This is a genomic window from Pseudothauera nasutitermitis (assembly GCF_004801295.1).
GTDB classification, from domain to species: domain Bacteria; phylum Pseudomonadota; class Gammaproteobacteria; order Burkholderiales; family Rhodocyclaceae; genus Pseudothauera; species Pseudothauera nasutitermitis.
The window spans coordinates 265,950-285,202 of sequence record NZ_SSOC01000001.1; the positions used below are offsets into that span (position 1 = coordinate 265,950).

The 19,253-nt window shown below is 66.8% G+C and carries 21 protein-coding genes and 2 tRNA genes; 14 read left to right on the forward strand and 9 right to left on the reverse strand.

The features are described from left to right. The first annotated feature begins 40 nt into the window (after positions 1 to 40). The 10 genes from lon to E6C76_RS01330 all read left to right on the forward strand — a co-directional run bounded on the left by lon (position 41) and on the right by E6C76_RS01330 (position 10,608). Positions 41 to 2,461, forward strand: coding sequence for an endopeptidase La (lon, locus tag E6C76_RS01285; protein ID WP_136346462.1), 2,421 nt, complete (start codon positions 41 to 43; stop codon positions 2,459 to 2,461). A gap of 232 nt (positions 2,462 to 2,693) precedes the next feature. Then, a complete protein-coding gene (locus E6C76_RS01290) occupies positions 2,694 to 2,966 on the forward strand; it encodes an HU family DNA-binding protein (protein WP_136346463.1) in 273 nt (90 codons plus the stop codon). A gap of 34 nt (positions 2,967 to 3,000) precedes the next feature. After that, a tRNA-Val gene (locus E6C76_RS01295) sits at positions 3,001 to 3,076 on the forward strand. Positions 3,077 to 3,202: 126 nt separating this feature from the next. Next, positions 3,203 to 3,277: transfer RNA gene (locus E6C76_RS01300), tRNA-Val, on the forward strand. Between the two features lie 123 nt (positions 3,278 to 3,400). After that, on the forward strand, positions 3,401 to 3,937 hold the full coding sequence (locus E6C76_RS01305) for a GspH/FimT family pseudopilin (RefSeq protein WP_211090073.1): 537 nt from the start codon (positions 3,401 to 3,403) through the stop codon (positions 3,935 to 3,937). A gap of 186 nt (positions 3,938 to 4,123) precedes the next feature. Continuing rightward, positions 4,124 to 4,654, forward strand: coding sequence for a CoA pyrophosphatase (locus tag E6C76_RS01310; RefSeq protein ID WP_330999994.1), 531 nt, complete (start codon positions 4,124 to 4,126; stop codon positions 4,652 to 4,654). Between the two features lie 71 nt (positions 4,655 to 4,725). After that, on the forward strand, positions 4,726 to 6,123 hold the full coding sequence (gltX, locus tag E6C76_RS01315; RefSeq protein WP_136346465.1) for a glutamate--tRNA ligase: 1,398 nt from the start codon (positions 4,726 to 4,728) through the stop codon (positions 6,121 to 6,123). 200 nt (positions 6,124 to 6,323) lie between these two features. Further along, positions 6,324 to 6,863: a sigma-70 family RNA polymerase sigma factor gene (locus tag E6C76_RS01320; protein ID WP_136346466.1), complete on the forward strand. Its 540-nt coding sequence runs from the start codon at positions 6,324 to 6,326 to the stop codon at positions 6,861 to 6,863. Continuing rightward, the gene (locus tag E6C76_RS01325) at positions 6,860 to 7,882 is read left to right on the forward strand and encodes a FecR domain-containing protein (protein ID WP_136346467.1); all 1,023 of its coding nucleotides are present in this window, start codon (positions 6,860 to 6,862) and stop codon (positions 7,880 to 7,882) included. The genes E6C76_RS01320 and E6C76_RS01325 overlap by 4 nt, the downstream gene beginning before the upstream one ends. A gap of 215 nt (positions 7,883 to 8,097) precedes the next feature. Then, on the forward strand, positions 8,098 to 10,608 hold the full coding sequence (locus E6C76_RS01330) for a TonB-dependent siderophore receptor (protein WP_136346468.1): 2,511 nt from the start codon (positions 8,098 to 8,100) through the stop codon (positions 10,606 to 10,608). Between the two features lie 128 nt (positions 10,609 to 10,736). Here E6C76_RS01330 and E6C76_RS01335 read toward each other — a convergent pair whose 3' ends face one another. Then, positions 10,737 to 11,114 (reverse strand): type II toxin-antitoxin system PemK/MazF family toxin, encoded by a 378-nt coding sequence (locus E6C76_RS01335; protein ID WP_136346469.1) that lies wholly within the window; start codon positions 11,112 to 11,114, stop codon positions 10,737 to 10,739. Continuing rightward, entirely contained in the window at positions 11,108 to 11,362 is a 255-nt protein-coding gene (locus E6C76_RS01340) for an AbrB/MazE/SpoVT family DNA-binding domain-containing protein (RefSeq protein ID WP_136346470.1), read from the reverse strand. The genes E6C76_RS01335 and E6C76_RS01340 overlap by 7 nt, the downstream gene beginning before the upstream one ends. On the opposite strand from E6C76_RS01340, the gene E6C76_RS01345 reads away from it, so the two are divergent. Genes E6C76_RS01345 through E6C76_RS21960 form a run of 4 tightly spaced genes read left to right on the forward strand, consistent with a single transcriptional unit; the run spans position 11,361 to position 12,565 of the window. Further along, positions 11,361 to 11,663 carry a hypothetical protein gene (locus E6C76_RS01345; protein ID WP_136346471.1) on the forward strand — a complete coding sequence of 101 codons (303 nt, stop codon included), beginning with the start codon at positions 11,361 to 11,363 and terminating at the stop codon, positions 11,661 to 11,663. The genes E6C76_RS01340 and E6C76_RS01345 overlap by 2 nt on opposite strands. A 16-nt stretch (positions 11,664 to 11,679) precedes the next feature. Further along, on the forward strand, positions 11,680 to 12,231 hold the full coding sequence (locus tag E6C76_RS01350; protein WP_211090074.1) for a hypothetical protein: 552 nt from the start codon (positions 11,680 to 11,682) through the stop codon (positions 12,229 to 12,231). After that, a complete protein-coding gene (locus E6C76_RS21955) occupies positions 12,228 to 12,380 on the forward strand; it encodes a hypothetical protein (protein WP_168734200.1) in 153 nt (50 codons plus the stop codon). Before E6C76_RS01350 ends, E6C76_RS21955 begins: the two co-directional genes overlap by 4 nt. A gap of 29 nt (positions 12,381 to 12,409) precedes the next feature. Beyond that, positions 12,410 to 12,565 carry a hypothetical protein gene (locus E6C76_RS21960; RefSeq protein WP_168734201.1) on the forward strand — a complete coding sequence of 52 codons (156 nt, stop codon included), beginning with the start codon at positions 12,410 to 12,412 and terminating at the stop codon, positions 12,563 to 12,565. A gap of 145 nt (positions 12,566 to 12,710) precedes the next feature. Here the strand turns inward: E6C76_RS21960 and E6C76_RS01355 are convergent, their stop codons facing one another. From E6C76_RS01355 to lysS, 7 genes are all read right to left on the reverse strand, one after another. Then, positions 12,711 to 13,139, reverse strand: a complete 429-nt coding sequence (locus tag E6C76_RS01355) for a type II toxin-antitoxin system death-on-curing family toxin (RefSeq protein ID WP_136346472.1) — start codon at positions 13,137 to 13,139, stop codon at positions 12,711 to 12,713. 11 nt (positions 13,140 to 13,150) lie between these two features. Then, positions 13,151 to 13,372, reverse strand: coding sequence for an AbrB/MazE/SpoVT family DNA-binding domain-containing protein (locus E6C76_RS01360; RefSeq protein WP_136346473.1), 222 nt, complete (start codon positions 13,370 to 13,372; stop codon positions 13,151 to 13,153). A 92-nt stretch (positions 13,373 to 13,464) separates the two neighbouring features. After that, entirely contained in the window at positions 13,465 to 13,776 is a 312-nt protein-coding gene (locus E6C76_RS01365; protein WP_136346474.1) for a P-II family nitrogen regulator, read from the reverse strand. A gap of 2 nt (positions 13,777 to 13,778) precedes the next feature. Further along, positions 13,779 to 14,717, reverse strand: coding sequence for a sodium-dependent bicarbonate transport family permease (locus E6C76_RS01370; protein ID WP_136346475.1), 939 nt, complete (start codon positions 14,715 to 14,717; stop codon positions 13,779 to 13,781). A 13-nt stretch (positions 14,718 to 14,730) separates the two neighbouring features. Continuing rightward, a complete protein-coding gene (gene mnmC, locus E6C76_RS01375) occupies positions 14,731 to 16,650 on the reverse strand; it encodes a bifunctional tRNA (5-methylaminomethyl-2-thiouridine)(34)-methyltransferase MnmD/FAD-dependent 5-carboxymethylaminomethyl-2-thiouridine(34) oxidoreductase MnmC (RefSeq protein WP_136346476.1) in 1,920 nt (639 codons plus the stop codon). A 42-nt stretch (positions 16,651 to 16,692) separates the two neighbouring features. Beyond that, on the reverse strand, positions 16,693 to 17,637 hold the full coding sequence (locus E6C76_RS01380; protein ID WP_136346477.1) for a DUF808 domain-containing protein: 945 nt from the start codon (positions 17,635 to 17,637) through the stop codon (positions 16,693 to 16,695). A gap of 33 nt (positions 17,638 to 17,670) precedes the next feature. After that, the gene (lysS, locus tag E6C76_RS01385; RefSeq protein WP_136346478.1) at positions 17,671 to 19,173 is read right to left on the reverse strand and encodes a lysine--tRNA ligase; all 1,503 of its coding nucleotides are present in this window, start codon (positions 19,171 to 19,173) and stop codon (positions 17,671 to 17,673) included. Positions 19,174 to 19,253: the final 80 nt, after the last annotated feature.

The following is a 19,253-nucleotide window of genomic DNA, read 5'->3' on the forward strand; positions in this document are numbered from 1 at the left end:
CCCATATCTGGGCTCAACGCGTCTTAAAAGGGTAAAAATCATGTCAGGCCCGCTTGACCTCCCCAACGAACAACAGGAAATGCCGCTGCTGCCGCTGCGCGACGTGGTGGTGTTCCCGCACATGGTGATCCCGCTCTTCGTGGGCCGCCCGAAATCCATCAAGGCGTTGGAAAACGCCATGGAAGCCGGCAAGAGCATCCTGCTGGTGGCGCAGAAGTCCGCCGCCAAGGACGAGCCGGCTGCCGATGACCTGTACGACATCGGCTGCATCGCCAACATCCTGCAGATGCTCAAGCTGCCGGACGGCACCATCAAGGTGCTGGTCGAGGGCGTGCAGCGCGCGCGCCTGGATTCGGTGGACGACCTGCGCAGCGTGTTCGTCGCGCGCGTCACGCCGATTCCGCCGGCCGACCTGGGCAACAACGAGGTCGAGGCGATGCGCCGGGCGATCATTGCCCAGTTCGACCAGTACGTGAAGCTCAACAAGAAGATCCCGCCGGAAATCCTCGCTTCGCTGTCGGGCATCGAGGAGCCGGGCCGTCTGGCCGACACCATCGCCGCGCACCTGCCGCTCAAGCTCGAGCAGAAGCAGGAAGTGCTGGAGATGTTCGACACCAACGAGCGTCTGGAGCGCCTGCTCAGCCAGCTGGAAACCGAACTCGACATCCTGCAGGTGGAAAAGCGCATCCGCGGCCGCGTCAAGCGCCAGATGGAGAAGAGCCAGCGCGAGTACTACCTCAACGAACAGGTCAAGGCCATCCAGAAGGAACTCGGGGAAGGCGAGGAAGGCGCCGACCTCGAGGAGATGGACAAGAAGATCAAGACCTCGGGCATGCCCAAGGATGCGCTCGCCAAGGCCCAGGCCGAGTTCAAGAAGCTGCGCCTGATGTCGCCCATGTCGGCCGAAGCCACCGTGGTGCGCAACTACATCGAGACCATGATCGGCCTGCCGTGGAAGAAGAGATCCCGCGTCGGCAAGGATCTGGTCGAGGCCGAAAAGGTGCTCGACAAGGACCACTACGGTCTGGAGCGCGTCAAGGAACGCATCCTCGAATACCTCGCCGTGCAGCAGCGCGTGGACAAGGTCAAGGCGCCCATCCTGTGCCTGGTCGGCCCGCCGGGCGTGGGCAAGACCTCGCTCGGTCAGTCGATCGCCAAGGCCACCAACCGCAAGTTCGTGCGCATGGCCCTGGGCGGCGTGCGCGACGAGGCCGAGATCCGCGGCCACCGGCGTACCTACATCGGCTCCATGCCGGGCAAGATCCTGCAGAACATGAGCAAGGTGGGCGTGAAGAACCCGCTGTTCCTGCTCGATGAAGTGGACAAGCTCGGCCAGGACTTCCGTGGCGACCCGTCCTCCGCCCTGCTCGAAGTGCTGGACCCGGAGCAGAACCACACTTTCCAGGACCATTACGTGGAGGTCGATTTCGACCTTTCCGACGTGATGTTCGTGGCCACCGCCAACACGCTCAACATCCCGGCGCCGCTGCTCGACCGCATGGAGGTGATCCGCCTGTCCGGCTACACCGAGGACGAGAAGGTCAACATCGCCCAGCGCTACCTGCTGCCCAAGCAGATGAAGAACAACGGGCTGAAGCGCGACGAGCTGTCGGTCACCGAAGAGGCGCTGCGCGACGTGGTGCGCTACTACACCCGCGAGGCCGGCGTGCGCAGCATGGAGCGCGAAATCTCCAAGATCTGCCGCAAGGTGGTCAAGTCCCTGGTGCTGCGCGCGCGCTCCAGCAAGATCGTGGTGAACGCCAAGAACCTCGACAAGTATCTGGGTGTGCGCAAGTACAGCTTCGGCATGGCCGAGAAGGAAAACCAGATCGGCCAGGTCACCGGCCTGGCGTGGACCGAGGTCGGCGGCGAACTGCTCACCGTCGAGGCCGTGGTGCTGCCCGGCAAGGGCAAGGTGATGACCACCGGCAAGCTCGGCGAGGTCATGCAGGAATCCATCCAGGCCGCGCTCTCGGTGGTGCGCAAGCGCGCCCGCTCGCTCGGCATCGACAGCGATTTCTACCAGAAGAGCGACATCCACATCCACCTGCCGGAAGGCGCCATCCCCAAGGACGGCCCGTCCGCTGGGGTGGCCATCTCCACCGCCCTGGTGTCGGTACTCTCCGGCATTCCGGTGCGCTGCGACGTGGCGATGACCGGTGAAATCACCCTGCGCGGCGAGGTGCTGGCCATCGGCGGCCTCAAGGAGAAGCTGCTGGCGGCGGTGCGCGGCGGCATCACCACCGCGCTGATTCCCGAGGAAAACGTCAAGGATCTGGCGGAGATTCCCGAGAACATCAAGAACGCCATCGAGATCATTCCGGTGAAGTGGATCGATCAGGTGCTGCAGCACGCGCTGGAGCGCCAGCCCGAGCCGCTGCCCGAGGTCGAGGTGGCCGAGACGCCGGCGGTCGCCGCCGGTGCGGAAGAGGGCGGTTCGCCGAAGATCCGCGCGCACTGAGCGCTGTTCGCATCCGGAGGCGAAACACGCCGTTTTCGGCGTGTTTCGCCTTCTTTCATTTTCCCCTCGTATTTACCCGGAAACCGCGTGGTTGCGCCCTTGACACGCCGGAATTCAGCGCGCTATAAAGCCCGTGCGAGCTTCGACGCATTTGGAATGGCCCTGAATGCCGCGCCGGTTCAGGGATTGAGCGTATCTTCATGTTGCACTCGAATCCGAAGAGGGGGCATAAGTGAACAAATCCGAGTTGATCGATGAAATCGCGGCCAAGGCCGAAATCTCCAAGTCTGCCGCAGGCAAGGCACTCGACGCCGCGATCGCGGCCGTCAAACAGGCGCTGAAGAAGGACGACAGCGTCACGCTGGTCGGGTTCGGCACCTTCTACGTCGGCGAACGCGCCGCGCGTACCGGGCGCAACCCGCGTACCGGCAAGAGCATCAAGATCAAGGCTGCCAAGGTACCCAAGTTCCGTGCTGGCAAGGCCCTCAAGGATGCGGTAAACTGACGGGCTTCGTCGGGCTCAGGCCCGATGCTAGTACGGGTGCTTAGCTCAGTTGGTAGAGCGCTAGCCTTACAAGCTGGATGTCGGCGGTTCGATCCCGTCAGCACCCACCAACCAGCCCGGTTCCGGGTATGCGAAAACCCCGCCAAGGCGGGGTTTTTTGTTGTCCATGAAAATTGCTTGCGCGCGTACTTGACTGTGCCGGAACGGTTCACTAGAATGCGCCCTTCTTCGCCGACGGGCGGTTAGCTCAGCGGTAGAGCACTGCCTTCACACGGCAGGGGTCACTGGTTCGATCCCAGTACCGCCCACCATCTGCGAAGAACACGAAACCCGCACGGCAGCACGCCCTGCGGGTTTTTGTTTGCTCCTGATTATGCATTTTGCAAATATTGCGGCTTTTACTATTATGCAAATGTTGTTTTTTGGGGGTAGGCATGATGCAGGAACGGTGCGCGGCGGCACGGGGCTGGAGTCTGATCGAACTGATGGGGGTGGTTGCGGTGCTGGCGGTGTTGGCCGGCATGGCGGTGCCATCCTTCGCGGGCATCATGGAGCGGAATCGCGTCGTCACCGCGACCGCCGATCTGCATGCGGCGCTGTTCTATACCCGTTCGGAGGCGATCCGGCGGGGCGGGCGGGTGACCCTGTGCGCCAGCGCCGATGGCGCTGCGTGCAGCCCCGGCGAGGGCTGGGGCGTGGGCTGGATCGTTTTCGCCGACGGGAATGGCGACGGGCTGCGTCAGCCCTTGGAGCCCTTGCTGCGTACCGGACAGCCGGCGCCCCAGGGGATCCGCATCGCCGGCAACGGGCCCTTGCGAGACCATGTGTCGTATCTGCCCAACGGAATCGGCCGGCAGGCCAGCGGTGCGCTGCCCATCGGCTCGATCGCCGTGTGCGCCGCGCGCGCGGGGCGCCGCATCGTGATCAGCGCGAGCGGCCGGCCGCGCGTGGAGCGTGCGGACAACTGCTGAGACAGGCTTGACGCCGGTTCGGCAATTTCCCTAGAGTGGGTCCACTGCTTCCGCCTGATGGGCCGTCCGCAAACCGATTTCCCGCCTCGTGCCGTGCTGATTCCCCCGCCATCCCCGCTGCTGCCGAATTCCCTGTCTCCCGTCTGGTTGCGGGAGCGTTTTGTCGGGGGAGAGCGAGGCCTGCCGGTGCGGGAAGGCGAACCCGGGCTGGCGCTGCGCCCCGCCGCGGTGCTGGTGCCGGTGGTGGACCGCCCGGAAGGGCTGTCGGTACTGCTCACCAAACGCACCGACCACCTGCACCACCACCCGGGGCAGATCAGTTTTCCCGGCGGGCGGGTGGAGCGTGCCGACACCTCGGCGGTGATGACGGCCCTGCGTGAGACGCAGGAGGAGATCGGACTCGGCGCGGAGCGTATCGAACTGCTCGGGGAGCTGGCCGAGTACGCCACCGGAACCGGGTTCAGCGTGACGCCGGTGGTTGGCCTGGTGCATCCGCCGTTCACGCTGCAGCTCGACGCTTTCGAAGTCGCCGAGGCCTTCGAGGTACCGCTGACCTTCCTGCTCGATCCGGCCAATCGCCAACGCCACCGGATGGAGTATCAGGGGCGCATGCGCGAGTATTACGCCATCCCCTACCGCGACCATTTCATCTGGGGCGCGACCGCCGGCATCCTCGTGCAACTGGGCCGCTTCGTCGGCGTGGGCGAGGGGGGCTGACCGGCCGCGCTATGCCCGCCCCCGGCGGGTGGCGTAAAATCCGCGCTTTGCTTCGTCAGCGGCCCGTCTCGATGTCCTCCACCGTCCGTACCCGTTTCGCCCCCAGCCCCACCGGCTTCCTGCACATCGGCGGCGCGCGCACCGCGCTGTTCTCCTGGGCCTATGCGCGCCGCCATGGCGGCACGTTCGTGCTGCGCATCGAGGATACCGACGTGGCGCGCTCCACGCCCGAGGCCGTGCAGGCCATCCTGGACGGCATGCGCTGGCTGGGTCTGGAGGCCGACGAAGGCCCGTTCTACCAGATGCAGCGCATGGATCGCTACAAGGAGGTGATCCAGCAGATGCTCGCCGCCGGCACCGCGTATCACTGCTATACCTCCAAGGAAGAACTCGACGCCCTGCGCGCCGAGCAGGAGGCGCGCAAGGAAAAGCCGCGCTACGATGGACGCTGGCGCCCCGAGCCGGGCAAGACCCTGCCCGAACCGCCGGCCGGCGTGCAGCCGGTGGTGCGTTTCCGCAATCCCACCGACGGCGTGGTGGCCTGGGACGACCAGGTGAAGGGGCGGATCGAGATCGCCAACGCGGAACTCGACGATTTCATCATCGCGCGCGCCGACGGCACGCCCACCTACAATTTCTGCGTGGTGGTGGACGACTGGGACATGCGCATCACCCACGTCATCCGCGGCGACGATCACGTCAACAACACCCCGCGCCAGATCAACGTGCTGCGCGCGCTGGGGGCGGAAGTGCCGCTGTATGCGCACCTGTCGATGATTCTCGGCGGCGATGGCGCCAAGCTGTCCAAGCGCCACGGCGCGGTCAGCGTGATGCAGTACGACGAGGACGGCTACCTGCCCGAGGCGGTGGTGAACTATCTGGCGCGCCTGGGGTGGAGCCATGGCGACGATGAACTGTTCAGCCGCGAGCAGTTCGTCGAGTGGTTCGACCTCGACCACATCACCCCGTCCGCCGCGCAATTCAATACCGACAAGCTCAACTGGCTGAACGCGCAGTACATCAAGCAGGCCGACGATGCGCGCCTGGCCGCCGAGGCCGTTGCACGGCTGGCGCGCCGCGGCGTGGTGGTGACGGATGGCCCGGCGCCCACGGCGGTGATGGCACTGTACAAGGAGCGTGCCGCCAATCTCAACGAGCTGGCCGATGCGCTGGAACTCTTCGTCACCGAGGTGCATCCGGCGGCGGAAGTGTTCGCCCAGCATCTGACCGAGCCGGCCAAGGCCGCGCTGCGCAGCCTGCGCGCACGGCTAGCCGAGGTGGTCTGGGACAAGGCGGCGATCAACCAGGCCATCAAGGACACCATGGCCGAGCATGGCCTGAAAATGCCCCAGGTGGCCATCCCGCTGCGCGTGGCGCTGCTCGGCGTACCGCAGACGCCGTCCATCGACGCGGTGGTCGAGGTATTCGGCCGTGAAGCGGCGCTGCGCCGGATCGACCGCCATCTCTGAACGGATGCCGCCGGTACGGATTCGCCCGCCGGCATCGGAGGCGGCTGGCGGGTAGCCCGGTCGGGCAGGGGTGGTTCCGGGCAACAGCCCGATTGACGCTTGAACGGAAATTCTTAAAAATAAGAATCGTTCCTGTTTTCAGGGGCGCCAGGTCCGCTATGGGGCATTGCGGATACTTCAGTCTTTCCGGAACGCGCCACTTGAGCACCATCGACCCGTTTTCCAACACCGTCACCGAGCTTTACCAGGCGCATCACGGCTGGCTGCATGGCTGGCTGCGCAAGAAACTCGGTTGTTCCCACCGCGCCGCCGACCTGGCGCACGACACCTTCGAGCGGATCTGGAAGGCCGGTGCCACCCCGGCGCTGGAGCAGCCGCGCGCCTACCTCACGGTCATCGCCAAGCGGCTCGCCATCAACCAGTTCCGTCGGCAGGCGCTGGAGCAGGCCTACCTGGAAGTGCTTGCCCAGCGACCCGAGCACCATGCGCCGTCCGCCGAGGACCAAGTGGCGGTCATCGAAACCCTCACCGAAGTCTGGCGCCTCATCGACGGCATGCCGGAGCGCCGCCGCCGGGTATTCCTGATGGCCCAGCTGGAAGGCCAGCCGCACGCCGAAATCGCCCGCCAGCTCGGCATCACCGTCAACGTGGTGCACAAGGAGGCCGCCGCCGCACTGCAGCATTGCTACCTGGCGATCTACGCCGGGCAGGCCCCGGCATCCACCCAGGCAGCGCGATGAGTTCGTCCGGCGCCTTCAAGGCGATTGCGCCCGATGCCGGGCCGCTCGATCCCGCAGTGGTCGCGCAGGCGGCCGAGTGGATCGTCCGCCTGCAGTACGAAGACAGCCCGGCATCCCGCCAGGACTGTGCCGCATGGCGCGCGGCGGACCCCAGCCACGAGTTGGCTTGGCAGCGCATGAGTGCGCTCGGGCAAGATCTGCAGGCCGGCACGCGCGGCATGGCCGCGCCGCTGGCCGCCGCCGCGCTGGAACAGGCCCGCGATGCCGGCCGGCGCGCCCGGCGCAACGGGCTGAAATGGATGCTCGGCCTGGGCCTCACCGCCGGCCTTGCCTGGCAGGCGCGTGGCATGCTGGAAGGCGCCGCGCCCTGGACGGGATTGCTTGCCGACCTGCGCACCGGCACAGGCGAACGCCGGGAGGTCACGCTCGAAGACGGCACCCGCCTGGCGCTGAACACGCGTAGCGCGGTAGACGTCGAGTTCGATGCCCGCCAGCGCCGCATCGTCCTGCGCGCGGGCGAAATCATGGTCACCACCGCGCCGGACTCGGCCGCGCGCCCCTTGCTGGTGAGCACCGCGCATGGGGACCTGCTGCCGGTCGGCACCCGCTTCGCCGTGCGCCACCTCGACCAGCCCGGCCAGCCGATCCGCGTCGCGGTGTTCGAGGGGGCGGTGGATATCCATCCGCATGGCGCCTTGGCTGTGCAGCGCGTCAGCGCCGGCCTGCAGCGCGAATTCACCGCCGCTGCCCTGTCCCCGGAACATCCGCTGCCCGCCGGCGGCGGCGCGTGGACCGGCGGCATGCTGGTCGCCAGCCGCATGCCGTTCGAAGATTTCATCGCCGAACTGGGCCGCTACCGCCCCGGCCTGCTGCGCTGCGATCCCGGCGTGGCCGGCCTGCAGGTCACCGGCGCCTTCCCGCTCGACGACAGCGACCGCGTGCTCGCCATGCTCGAACAGGTCCTGCCGGTGCGCGCCGAATACCGTACCCGCTATTGGGTCACGCTGACGCGGCGCTGAAGCGCCGTAGCGCGAGCGCGCAAGATAGCCCCCACGCTCCACCGCTGCGCGGGTCGCTGCCCCCCGAGGGGGCGCTTTTGCCTTGGGGCGGCCCGGCGGCAAAAAAATCCAAACCGTCGGCAGTTTTTTCCTTGTCGCGTGTTAACCGGGAAGAACCCCTGCGAGGCGCCCGCGGGGTTTCCCTTTCCATTCATCACGCAAGAGGAAATCCCGGCATGAATCCAGCCAAACCCCGGTCCGCACGCGCAACGCGCGTGCCGCCGCAAAAGCGTCCGCTCCAACGCGCCGTCTGCGTTGCCTTGCTTGCCCTCGGCGGCCTCGATGGCTTCGACGTTCCCGCCGCCCACGCGCAGGAAGTCCAGGCCATCCGCCAGCAGTTCGCCATTCCCGCCGGCCCCCTCGACGACGCCCTCGGCGCCTTCGGCGCCGCCGCCGGCATCATGGTCGCCGCCGACCCCGGCCTGACCGCCGGCATCCGCAGCTCCGGCCTGAGCGGCGAATATGGCATCGAGGACGGCCTGGGCAGGCTGCTCGCCGGCAGCGGGCTGGAAGCGGTACGCGGGCAGAATGGCGGCTACCGACTGCGCAGGCTACCGGCGGCAAGCCGGGGTGAAGCGCGGCTTGCGCCGGTGACGGTCACCGCCGCGGCCGAGCGCAGCGGCACCACGGAAGGCACCGGCAGCTACGCTCAGAGCGGTCCGAGCAGCACGGCCACCGGGCTGAACCTGACCCTGCGCGAAACGCCGCAGACAGTCAGCGTGATGACCCGCCAGCGCATCGAGGACGAGGCGCTGCTGGGCGTCAAGGACGTGCTGAACAAGACCCCCGGCATCAAGGTCGTCGAGATGGGGCCGGAGCGTTATACGGTCGGCTCGCGCGGGTACTCGATCACCAACTACCAGTTGGACGGCGTCGGCACGCACACCGACGTCACGACCCAGAACGTTTTTCAAGCCAATACCGACCTGGTGATCTACGATCGCGTCGAAGTCCTGCGCGGCGCTTCCGGCCTGCTGACCGGTGCCGGCGATCCGTCCGGCGCCATCAATCTGGTGCGCAAGAAGCCGACCAGCGAATTCCAGGCCCATGTGGCCGGCGGTATTGGTTCATGGAACCAGCGCCGCGCCGAGGCGGATGTTTCCGGTCCGCTGAACGAAGCCGGCAGCCTGCGCGGTCGCCTCGTCGCCGCGTGGCAGAAGAAGGACAGCTTTGTTGATTACCACGAGAACGAAAAGAAGGTGCTCTATGGCGTCATCGAGGCCGATCTGAGCGACCGCACGCGCTTGACCGTGAGCATCGACCACCAGATCAGCGACACCGTGGGGTCGTGGTATGGCATCGGCCAGCCGATGTTCTTCAGTAACGGCGAGCAGACGAAATTCTCCCGCTCCAAGAGTTTTTCCAGCCGGGACAACTTCAGCGATTTGAAGACGACCAACGCCTTCCTGACGCTGGAACAAGGGCTGGCGGCCGACTGGAAGCTCAAGCTGTCGGCCAACTACCTGCATGGCGAGCGGGATTACCGGACGACATTCCTGAACAGCATGTACCCATTCCCCGACAAACTGACCGGCAATGGTTTGCGATTGGATGCCACGCAAGGCAAAAACAAGCAGGCCCAGAAAAATCTGGATATCAACCTGCAAGGGTCATTCGAACTGTTCGGCCGCCAGCATGAAGCCGTCCTTGGTTTCAACTACCTGGATTACGAGGATCTTGCCGACATCGAAGTCGACACGGGCGGCGTGCACGGAACCCCGGCCAACATCTACACCTGGAACAACCGTGGCCACGGCACCCACTACGTCGGCTCCAGCGATTCCGACACCTTCGTGCGTCAAACCGGCTTCTACGCCGCAGGCCGCTTCTCGCTGAGCGACCGGCTCAAGACCATCGTCGGCGTCAACGTGTACAACCATCGCAACCAGTACATTCTCGATAATTACCTGTACAGCTACTACAACACCACCAAGGCGAAGGAACACGGCGTAGTCACGCCCTACGCCGGCATCACCTATGACCTGACGCCGGCGCACACCCTGTACGCCAGCTACACCACCATCTACAAGCCGCAGACCGTGCAGGACCGCACCGGCGCCATGCTCGACCCGCGCGAGGGCGCCAACTACGAGCTGGGCGTGAAGAGCGAATTCCTCGGCGGCAGGATCGTCGGCAGCGCATCGGTCTATCAGATCCGCCAGGACAATCTGGCGGTGGTCGATCCCGGCCACACCGTGCCCGGCACCACCAGCAGCGCCTATCGCGCGGTCAACGGCGCGAAGACCACCGGCGTCGATCTGGAAATCAACGGCGAGGTGCTGCGCGGCTGGAACGTGGCGGCGTCGTGGACCTATGGCCGTACCGAGGACGATGCCGGCAAGCGGATCAACACGGTGTATCCCGAGCATCTGGTCAAGCTGTGGACGACTTACCGGCTTCCCGGCGCCCTGCACAAGCTGACGGTGGGCGGCGGCGTGGATTGGCAGAGCAAGACCTACTACACGGTTCGTCCGTGGTGGGTCGGGCGCAACATCACCGCCAGACAGAGTGCCTACGCGGTCGCCAACCTGATGGCGCGCTACGAGATCAGCAAGGATCTGTCGCTCACGTTGAACGTGAACAACCTGTTCGACAAGACCTATCTCGGTTCGCTGGAATCGACGTTCTACAGCGGCATGTACGGCGCGCCGCGCAATGCGCAGTTGAACGTCAAGTACAGTTTCTGACCCGCTCCGGGTGATTCACGGCACGCGGCGCAATGGGCGCCCGCCTGAGCGCGGGCGCGCAGCCATTGCTCGCCGGCCAGGCGGCTGTTGGACGACATCAGCCCGAGGATGCGTTTTGCCTCGACCCTTCAGGCCAGTTGCACGATCTGGTTGAGGATGGCGAGCACTTCGGCGAAGCGGGCATCGGGAATGTGCTTCATCGGGTGCGGTGCGCCGCCTCGCAGGCGCCAGTCGAAGGATTTTGGCTGATGGCAGAGCACATAACTGGTCTGCCCGGCCTTGCGCCCTTTTGCCGCGCCGGCCGCTACGGCAAAAGGGTTGTCGGCGTTGTAGGCGGCGGTGGTCATGGGCAGGCCGATGACCAGCGAGGTGCGTTCGTTGAAGGCTTTGGGGGAGAGCACCAGGAAGGGGTGCACGTTGCGCATTTCCTGCCCGCGCTGCGGGTTGCAGTCGATCCAGATGACGTCCTGCCGGTCCGGCACCCAGCTCTTGGCGGCTTTCACCATTGTTCGGCGCCGAGCGTTTCGTCAACCAGCATGGCTTCGCCGCCGTGCTGCTGCGGGTCGAAACGGGCCAGGCGCTGTTCCAGGCTGAGCGCTTCGTCGCGGATGGGGGTGATGATGACGCGCTCGTCTTCCACGGTGATGCTGACGCGCTGGTCGGCATGCAGACGGGCTGCATTGGCGATGGCGGCCGGCAAGCGTACGCCGAGGTTGTTGCCCCAATGTTTGATGTCGAGGACGGCTGAGGTCATGGTCTGGCTCCAAATGCTGTTTATACGGAGTTTAAACTCACCCTGCGCCGGATACAAGGAATGGGTTTCCCTGAGAACTTGTGAAGTGAAGGCGATGGTGACCGGATTGAAATCGGGTGCTTCTGCATTGTTGACCGCGGGGCGGTGCAGCCTCGCCCAGGCGAATGCCCTCTCGCTGCAAAAGGCTGGCCAGTGCTTCAAGGCGCTGATCGGCAAACTGCGCTCACCACTGACTCGCCACCTTCTAAACAACCCATTGATAGAAAATGGATTCACCGCCATATTCGCTATTTGCAAGTAGCGAACGAGTGTCGGCCATGTATCGTTCCAAGTCCAATCCCCAAGTGGTGCTGCACCCCCAGGATCTGGTGGTCCTGCTGCGCCTGTCCCTGGAGCAGGGGCCACCGCCGACCTATGCCGCGTTGGCGGCCGAGTTGAGTCTGACCGCGTCGGAAGTGCATGCGGGTGTCGAGCGGGCGCGGATGGCGCAACTGGTGCGCAAGGGGGCGGATGGCAAGCCGCTGGTGGTGCGCGAAGCACTGCGCCTGTTCGTGCGGCACGGAGCACGCTACTGCTTCCCGGCCACGCGGGGCGAAGCCACGCGAGGCATGCCCACGGCTCATGCCGCAGAACCACTGGTCAGCCGCGTCGTGCAGCCGGCTGGCGAGCCGGTGCCGGTATGGCCGCACAAGCAAGGCACAGTGCGCGGCATGGCGTTCTATCCGCTGTACCCCACGGTGCCCGAGGCGGCGGTCCGCAATCCCGCGCTGTACGAGTTGCTCGTGTTGTTCGATGCGGTGCGCGGCGGCAGTGCCCGCGAACATGGCCTGGCCATCGAATTGCTGGATGCGCGCTGGAAGGTGGGATGATGGCCGAACTGAACCCCAACGATCCGAACGTGCTCCTGCTGGAATTGGTGGCATCCCGCTTTGGCGATGCGCTGCGGGCAGAACTCGTGTTCGTGGGCGGCGCCGTCACGGGACTCTTGATCACCGACCCGGCCATGCCGGCCATCTGATTGCCGAGTGCCGCGCGGCGACATCCGATTTGCGTGCCTATCTCAGCATGCAGTTCACGTCATTACTGAGCCGTCGTGCCTTTCTGGACGCACTCCCCGGCCATCTGCCCGGCGATCCAGCCAGCCAGGATCGGCTGCCGGAGTTGGCGGTACGACTGCAGGCGCTGGCGCAGTTGACGGCCTGAAGCATGTACGGCCGGTCTGTGCGCGGGCGCCGTCCGGTGGAGCTGCCCCGGGTGGATGCATTGCCGGGGGCCTTTCCGGTTGGAAGGAAAACCGGCCAGAGGAGGTGAGCCGTCTGGGGCAGGCAGGGATGTGCTCGTCGCCTTTTCAGCGCCGGTAGGTGGCGACGGGCTCCTGCACGCTGCCGGGTATGTCGGCTGCGATGCGGGCGCGCAGCCACTGCGCGAACTCGGTTTCGCTGATCGTGCCGTCGGCCAGGCCAATGTACTGCGGATAAAGTTCGAGGTCGTCGGCCTGCAGCACGCCGCCGTTGAGTTCTATGAAGACTTCGCAGGCAACGGCGGCAGTGCGTTTATTTCCGTCGACGAACGGGTGATTGTGCGCCAGTCCGCACGCCAGACTGGCGGCGAGGTCAGCCAGTTCCGGTGGTGGATCGCCATAGGCGCGGCGCTGCTGCGGACGTGCCAGCGCCGAATCCAGCAAAGCGTCGTCACGCACGCCGCCAGCACCGCCATGCTCGGCGAGCTGGCGATCATGAATGGCTAAAGCAAGCGCCTTGCCGATCCAGACGATCATGCCGTTCTTCTTTACTGCGCCAGCTTGTGCAGCAGAGCCTTGCGCTTGCGCATAACCTGCTCGGCCACAGCCATTTGCGCGGCTAGCGTGGGATCGTAGGCGGTCAGGCGGATGCCGTCGGGGGTTTCGATGGCGTAGAGTTCGTCGCCTTTTTCCACGCGCAGGCGGGCCAGCAGTTCCTTGGGAAGGATGACGCCGGCGGAGTTGCCTACCGTGGTGATCTTGAGTTTCATCGGCCGCTCCTTATCGAGTTATAACGAATGTTATCACTGTGGAGGTGGCGATGCGCAAGGGGTACGACGACCGGGCGTGGTCACACCCCTTTTCAGCGGACGAACTTCTGCGGCCGCAGCACGCCCACGTCCGCCACGAAGGCCACCATGGCGTAGTGGCGGAAGTATTGTTCCTCCACGTGGCGGGTGATCGCCAGCGAGGTTGCCTCGTCGCACAGGATTTCCATGCGGATGCTCTTGTCCGCCTCCCAGGCGCCGCTGCGCGCGCCGTGGGCGCCCCAGCCGCGCACGTCGGCCACCGTGTAGCCGTGCGCGCCGAGGGCCATCACGTCGCGGGCCAGCGGCCCTTCCAGCGCCTGTTCGGCGATGATCACCACGAGCTTGCAGGGATGGGTGTTGGACATGGTCAGGCTCCGTGCAGCAGGCCCACGATGCGATCGTAGAGCGGAATGCCGAGCAGGATGTTGAACGGAAAGGTGATCACCAGCGCAGCGGTGATCGACAGCCCCGGGTTGGCTTCCGGCACGGCGATGCGCATGGCCGCCGGCGCGGCGATGTAGGAGGCGCTGGCCGCCAGTGTGGCGAGCAGCAGGGTGCCGCCGGCCGACAGGCCGATCAGCGCGCCGGCGATGGTGCCGATCAGCGCGGAAAGAATCGGCATGCCGATGGCGAAGCCGGCCAGGAAGGCGCCGCTGGTGCGCAGGGCGCCGGCCTGGCCGGCGGCGACCAGGCCCATTTCCAGCAGGAACAGGCACAGCACGCCCTTGAACAGGGTGAAGAAGAAAGGTTCCAGCGGCGCCAGCCCGGCGGGGCCGGCCGCCCAGCCGATCAGCAGGCCGCCGGCCAGCAGCACCATGCTCTTGCCGAGGAAGATTTCGTGCAGCAGCGCGCCCCAGCGGATGCCGCGCGCCGGGCCGCCGAGGCGGGCGAGCAGGATGCCCACGGCGATGCCGGGCATCTCCAGCAGCACCAGGAAGAGCGGCAGGTAAGCCTCGAAGGGAATGTTGCGCGCGGTGAGGTAATCCACCGCCACCGCGAAGGTCACCACGCTCACCGAGCCGTAGTGCCCGGCGATGGCCGCCGCGTTGGCGCGATCCAGGCGGCCGAGTTTGTACAGGATCGGGAAGGCCACCAGCGGAATCACCACGCCCAGCACGAGCACGGCGGCGGCTTGCGGGAGCACCTGCAGGGCATCCTGGCGGGCCAGTTCCATGCCGCCCTTGAGGCCGATGGCGAGCAGCAGATAGATGGACAGGGCCTCGTAGAGCTGCCCCGGCAGCTTGAGGTCGGAGCGCGCCAGACGGGCGGCGAAGCCGAGCAGGAAGAAGAGCGGGATGGCATCCATGGCGTGTGCCCGGTCAATCCTCGGCGACCGGCGTGCGCGCCGGGCGCAGCAGGAAGCGCGCGGGGTCGAGCGCTTCCCACAGATCCTGTTCCACGGGCAGGGGCTCGCCGGCCAGGTGGCTAGCCAGGGTTTCGCCCATCAGCGCGGCGAATACCAGGCCGCGCGAGCCGAAGCCGGAGATCGCCCACAGGTTCTCGTGGCGCGGGATGTCCTGCAGCCTGCGCGGCGCGTCGGCGCGGCCGATGGCGGGCGGGGCGCCGACCATGGGCAGGCGGTCGGGCGAGGCGGGGCGGAAGCCGGTGCGTCCGCCGAGTATCGCGGGGTCGAGATCGGCGGTGTAGCCGGGCAGGATGTTTTCCAGCTTGCGCAGGTTCTGCACGTGGTCGGCCAGGCGGACCGTGGGGTCGTCGTCGCCCACGCCGAAGCTGGCACCCGCGCAGCGCAGGCCATCCACCGCCGGGCTCACGTAGCCCTGGCGGCACACCATGACGCGCGGCGGCGAGGCGTCCTGCGCGGGCAGCAGGGAGACCTGGCCGCGCGCGCTGATCACCGGCAGTTCAGCCGCCTGCGCGAAGGCGCGGATGCCAGTGCCGTTGGCGAGGATGGCATGCGGCGCGCGCGCGACGGTGCGGCCCTCGGCATCCAGCGCCAGCCATTCGCCGTTCTGGCGTTCCAGGCGGGCGACGGTCTGCTCGAAGTGGCAGCGGATGCGTTCCGGATGGGCGGCGAGGTTGGCGCGGCACAGGCTGGGCGGCTGCACCCAGCCGCTGCTCGGGAACCACCAGCCGCCGGCGGGCAGCGGCCAGCCGGCGATGCGGCTGGCTTCCTCGCGGTCGACATGGCGCAGCAGATCGGTGGGCCACTGCAGGCGCTCGACCACCGTGCGCTGCTTGGCTTCCTGTTCGGTGTCGCGCCCCAGGTGGAGCACGCCGCAGGTGTCGGCGCGCACGGGCTGGCCGAGCGTGGCGAGGTGGGCGATGTGTTGCAGGGCGTACAGCGTGCCGGCGCGGGTGAGGCGGCTGAGGCGATTGTCGTCCAGGCTGGGCAGCGGGCGCAGCACGCCGGCGTGGTTGCCGGAGGCACCCGCGCCGGGGCGGTCGGCGGCGTCGAGGATGTCCACGTCCCAGCCGCGCGCGGCCAGGCGTTCGGCCACGCAGGTGCCGGCGGCGCCGGCGCCCAGCACCAGGGCGTGACGTTGCGCGGGGGCGGGGCTGGAGCGTCCGGGGCCGCGATAGCGCCCGCGCAGCATCTCGCGCTTGCCGCCGAAGCCGGGGGCCTTTTCGGTATCGAAGCCGGCGCGGCGCAGCCCTTCGCGCACGTCGCCGGCCACCGACCAGGTGGCCAGCGTGGCGCCGGGGGCGGCGAGGCGGGAGAGCAGATGGAATACGCGGGCCGACCAGAGGTCCGGGTTGCGCGCTGGGGAGAAGCCGTCCAGGTAGAACGCATCCGCGCTGGCGTGCAGGTTCGCCAGCCCTTCCGCCGCGTCGCCGAGGAAGAGCGTGAGCACGACCCGGCCGTGGTCCAGATGGATGCGATGCACGCCGGCGGCCAGGGTTGGCCACTTGGCCTGCAGTTCGGCGGCCAGCGCGGCGAATTCGGGGTGCCGGGCGACGAGCGGGGCGTGTAGCGCGGCGAGGCTTTCAGGCTTGAAGGGATGCAGTTCGCAGGACACGAAATGCAGCCGCGTGCAGCGTTGCGGGTCGGCGCGCCACGCGGCCCAGGTCGATAGCAGGTTGAGGCCGAGGCCGAAGCCGGTTTCGAGGATGACGAACTGCTCGCGGCCTTGCCAGCGTTCGGGCAGGCCGTTGCCGCTCAGGAAGACGTGGCGGGCTTGTCCGGGGCCGCCGTCGGTGGAGTAGTAGATGTCGTCGTAGGCGCTGCTGCGCGGGGTGCCGTCTGCGGCGAATTCGAGCGGTGCGGGAAGGATCGGCATGGTCGGGCGGCGGAGAAGAGGGGTGCCGGTGATCGGCGTCCGCTAGCGAGGCGTGCGCACGGCGCGGACGAGGCGGCCGGCCAGGCCGACCAGAACCAGCACGAGCGCGCCGGCCACGATGCCGGCCACGCCGTCCAGCAGGCTGGGCAGCAGCGCGCCGGCCAGGCCGGGAAGGCCGGCGGTGAGTGTTTCGATGAGATGGTGCAGGGGCGGAATGCCGTGCACGAGGATGCCGCCGCCGACCAGGAACATGGCGATCGTCCCGACCACCGACAGGCTGCGCATCAGCCAGGGGGCGAAGCCCAGGATGGCATGCCCCAGGCCGCGCACGCCACGGGCGAACAGGCTTTCGCCGGGCTGGCGGCTGAGCAGCAGCCCGGCGTCGTCCAGCTTGACGATGCCGGCGACCAGCCCGTAGACGCCGATGGTCATCAGTATCGCCACGGTGCACAGCGCCAGCAGGCGGGTGGTGAATTCCATGCCGCCGACCACGGCCAGGGCGATGACGATGATTTCGGCGGAGAGGATGAAATCGGTGCGGATCGCCCCGCGGATCTTGTCGCGTTCCAGCGCCGCCAGATCGGCGTGCGGATCGGCCAGCGCCTGCACGGTTTCCGCCCGGCGGGTCTGTGCGCTCTGCGCGTCGGCCTTGTGCAGGAAGCGGTGCGCGAGCTTCTCGAAACCCTCGTAGCACAGGAAGGCGCCGCCCAGCATCAGCAGCGGCGGGATGGCCCACGGCGCGACGGCGCTGATCAGCAGGGCGGCCGGCACCAGGATGGCCTTGTTGAGCAGCGAGCCCTTGGCCACCGCCCAGACCACCGGCAACTCGCGCTCGGCGCGCACGCCGCTGACCTGCTGAGCGTTCAGGGCGAGGTCGTCGCCCAGCACGCCGGCGGTCTTGCGCGCCGCCACCTTGGTCATCGTGGCCACGTCGTCCAGCACGCTGGCGATGTCGTCCAGCAGGGTCAGCAGGCTCGCTCCAGCCATGATGCCTTGCTCAGTGGCGGTTGCGTTGGCCGATCACTCGGGACGCATCTGCGGGAACAGGATGACGTCGCGGATCGACGGGCTGTCGGTGAGCAGCATGACCAGGCGGTCGATGCCGATGCCGCAGCCGCCGGTGGGCGGCAGGCCGTATTCCAGCGCGCGGATGTAGTCGGCGTCGAAGTACATGGCTTCCTCGTCGCCGGCATCCTTGGCCTTGGCCTGTTCGAGGAAGCGCGCGGCCTGGTCCTCGGGGTCGTTCAGCTCGGAGAAGCCGTTGGCGATCTCGCGGCCGACGATGAACAGTTCGAAGCGCTCGGTGATCTCCGGGTTGGTGTCGGAGGCGCGCGCCAGCGGGGAGACTTCCACCGGGTAGTCGATGATGAAGGTGGGCTCCCACAGCTCGGCCTCGGTGCAGGCCTCGAAGAGCTGCAGTTGCAGGCTGCCCAGGCCGCCCGGCTTCACCTTCTCGCCGAAATCGCGGATCTTCTGCGCCACCCAGGCGGCGTCGGCCAGTTGCTCCAGCGTGAAGCCGGGGTGGTACTTGCGGATGGCGTCGACGATGGTCAGGCGGTGGAAGGGCTTGGACAGATCCAGCTCGCGGCCCTGGTAGACGAAGGTTTCGGTGCCCAGCGCCTCGCGCGCGGAGTGGCGGATCAGCCCCTCGGTGAAGTCCATCAGCATCTGGTAGTTCGCGTACGCCTCGTAGAACTCCATCATGGTGAACTCGGGGTTGTGGCGCGGGCTGAGGCCTTCGTTGCGGAAGTTGCGGTTGACCTCGAAGACCTTCTCGAAGCCGCCCACCACCAGGCGCTTCAGGTAGAGCTCCGGCGCGATGCGCAGGTACAGATCCATGTCCAGCGCGTTGTGGTGGGTGACGAAGGGCTTGGCTGCCGCGCCGCCGGGGATGGGGTGCATCATCGGCGTTTCGACTTCGAGGAAGTTGTGGTTGACCATGTAGTTGCGGATGGACTGCACCATGCGGCTGCGCGCCACGAAGGCGAAGCGCGTTTCCTCGCTCATGATCAGGTCGACGTAGCGCTGGCGGTACTTCTGCTCGACGTCGGTGAGGCCGTGGAACTTGTCCGGCAGCGGGCGCAGGCTCTTGGTGAGCAGGCGGATCTCGCTGGCCTGCACGGTGAGTTCGCCGGTCTTGGTCTTGAACAACGTGCCCACGCAACCGACGATGTCGCCGATGTCCCAGTGCTTGAAGTCGGCGTACACTTCCTCGCCCACTTCATCGCGCTTCACGTAGGCCTGGATGCGCCCGGAAACGTCCTGCAGGGTGATGAAGCTGGCCTTGCCCATCACGCGCTTGAGCATGATGCGGCCGGCCACGCGTACCTGCACGGGCATCGCCTCAAGTTCCGCGCCATCCTTGTCGCCATACAGTTCGTCGAGCTTGCCGGCGGTGTTCTCGCGGGAGAAGTCGTTGGGGTAGGCTTTGCCGCTGGCGCGCCATTGGGCCAGTTTTTCGCGCCGTTCGGCGATGATGTGGTTTTCGTCCTGGGGAAGGGCGGTATTGTTCTGCTCGGGCATGATCGGGGGCTTGGGGAACTCGGGAAGCGGGTTGAATGGTGGCGGCAGCGGCAATCGGCGTGCGAACTTGGCCGTGGTCA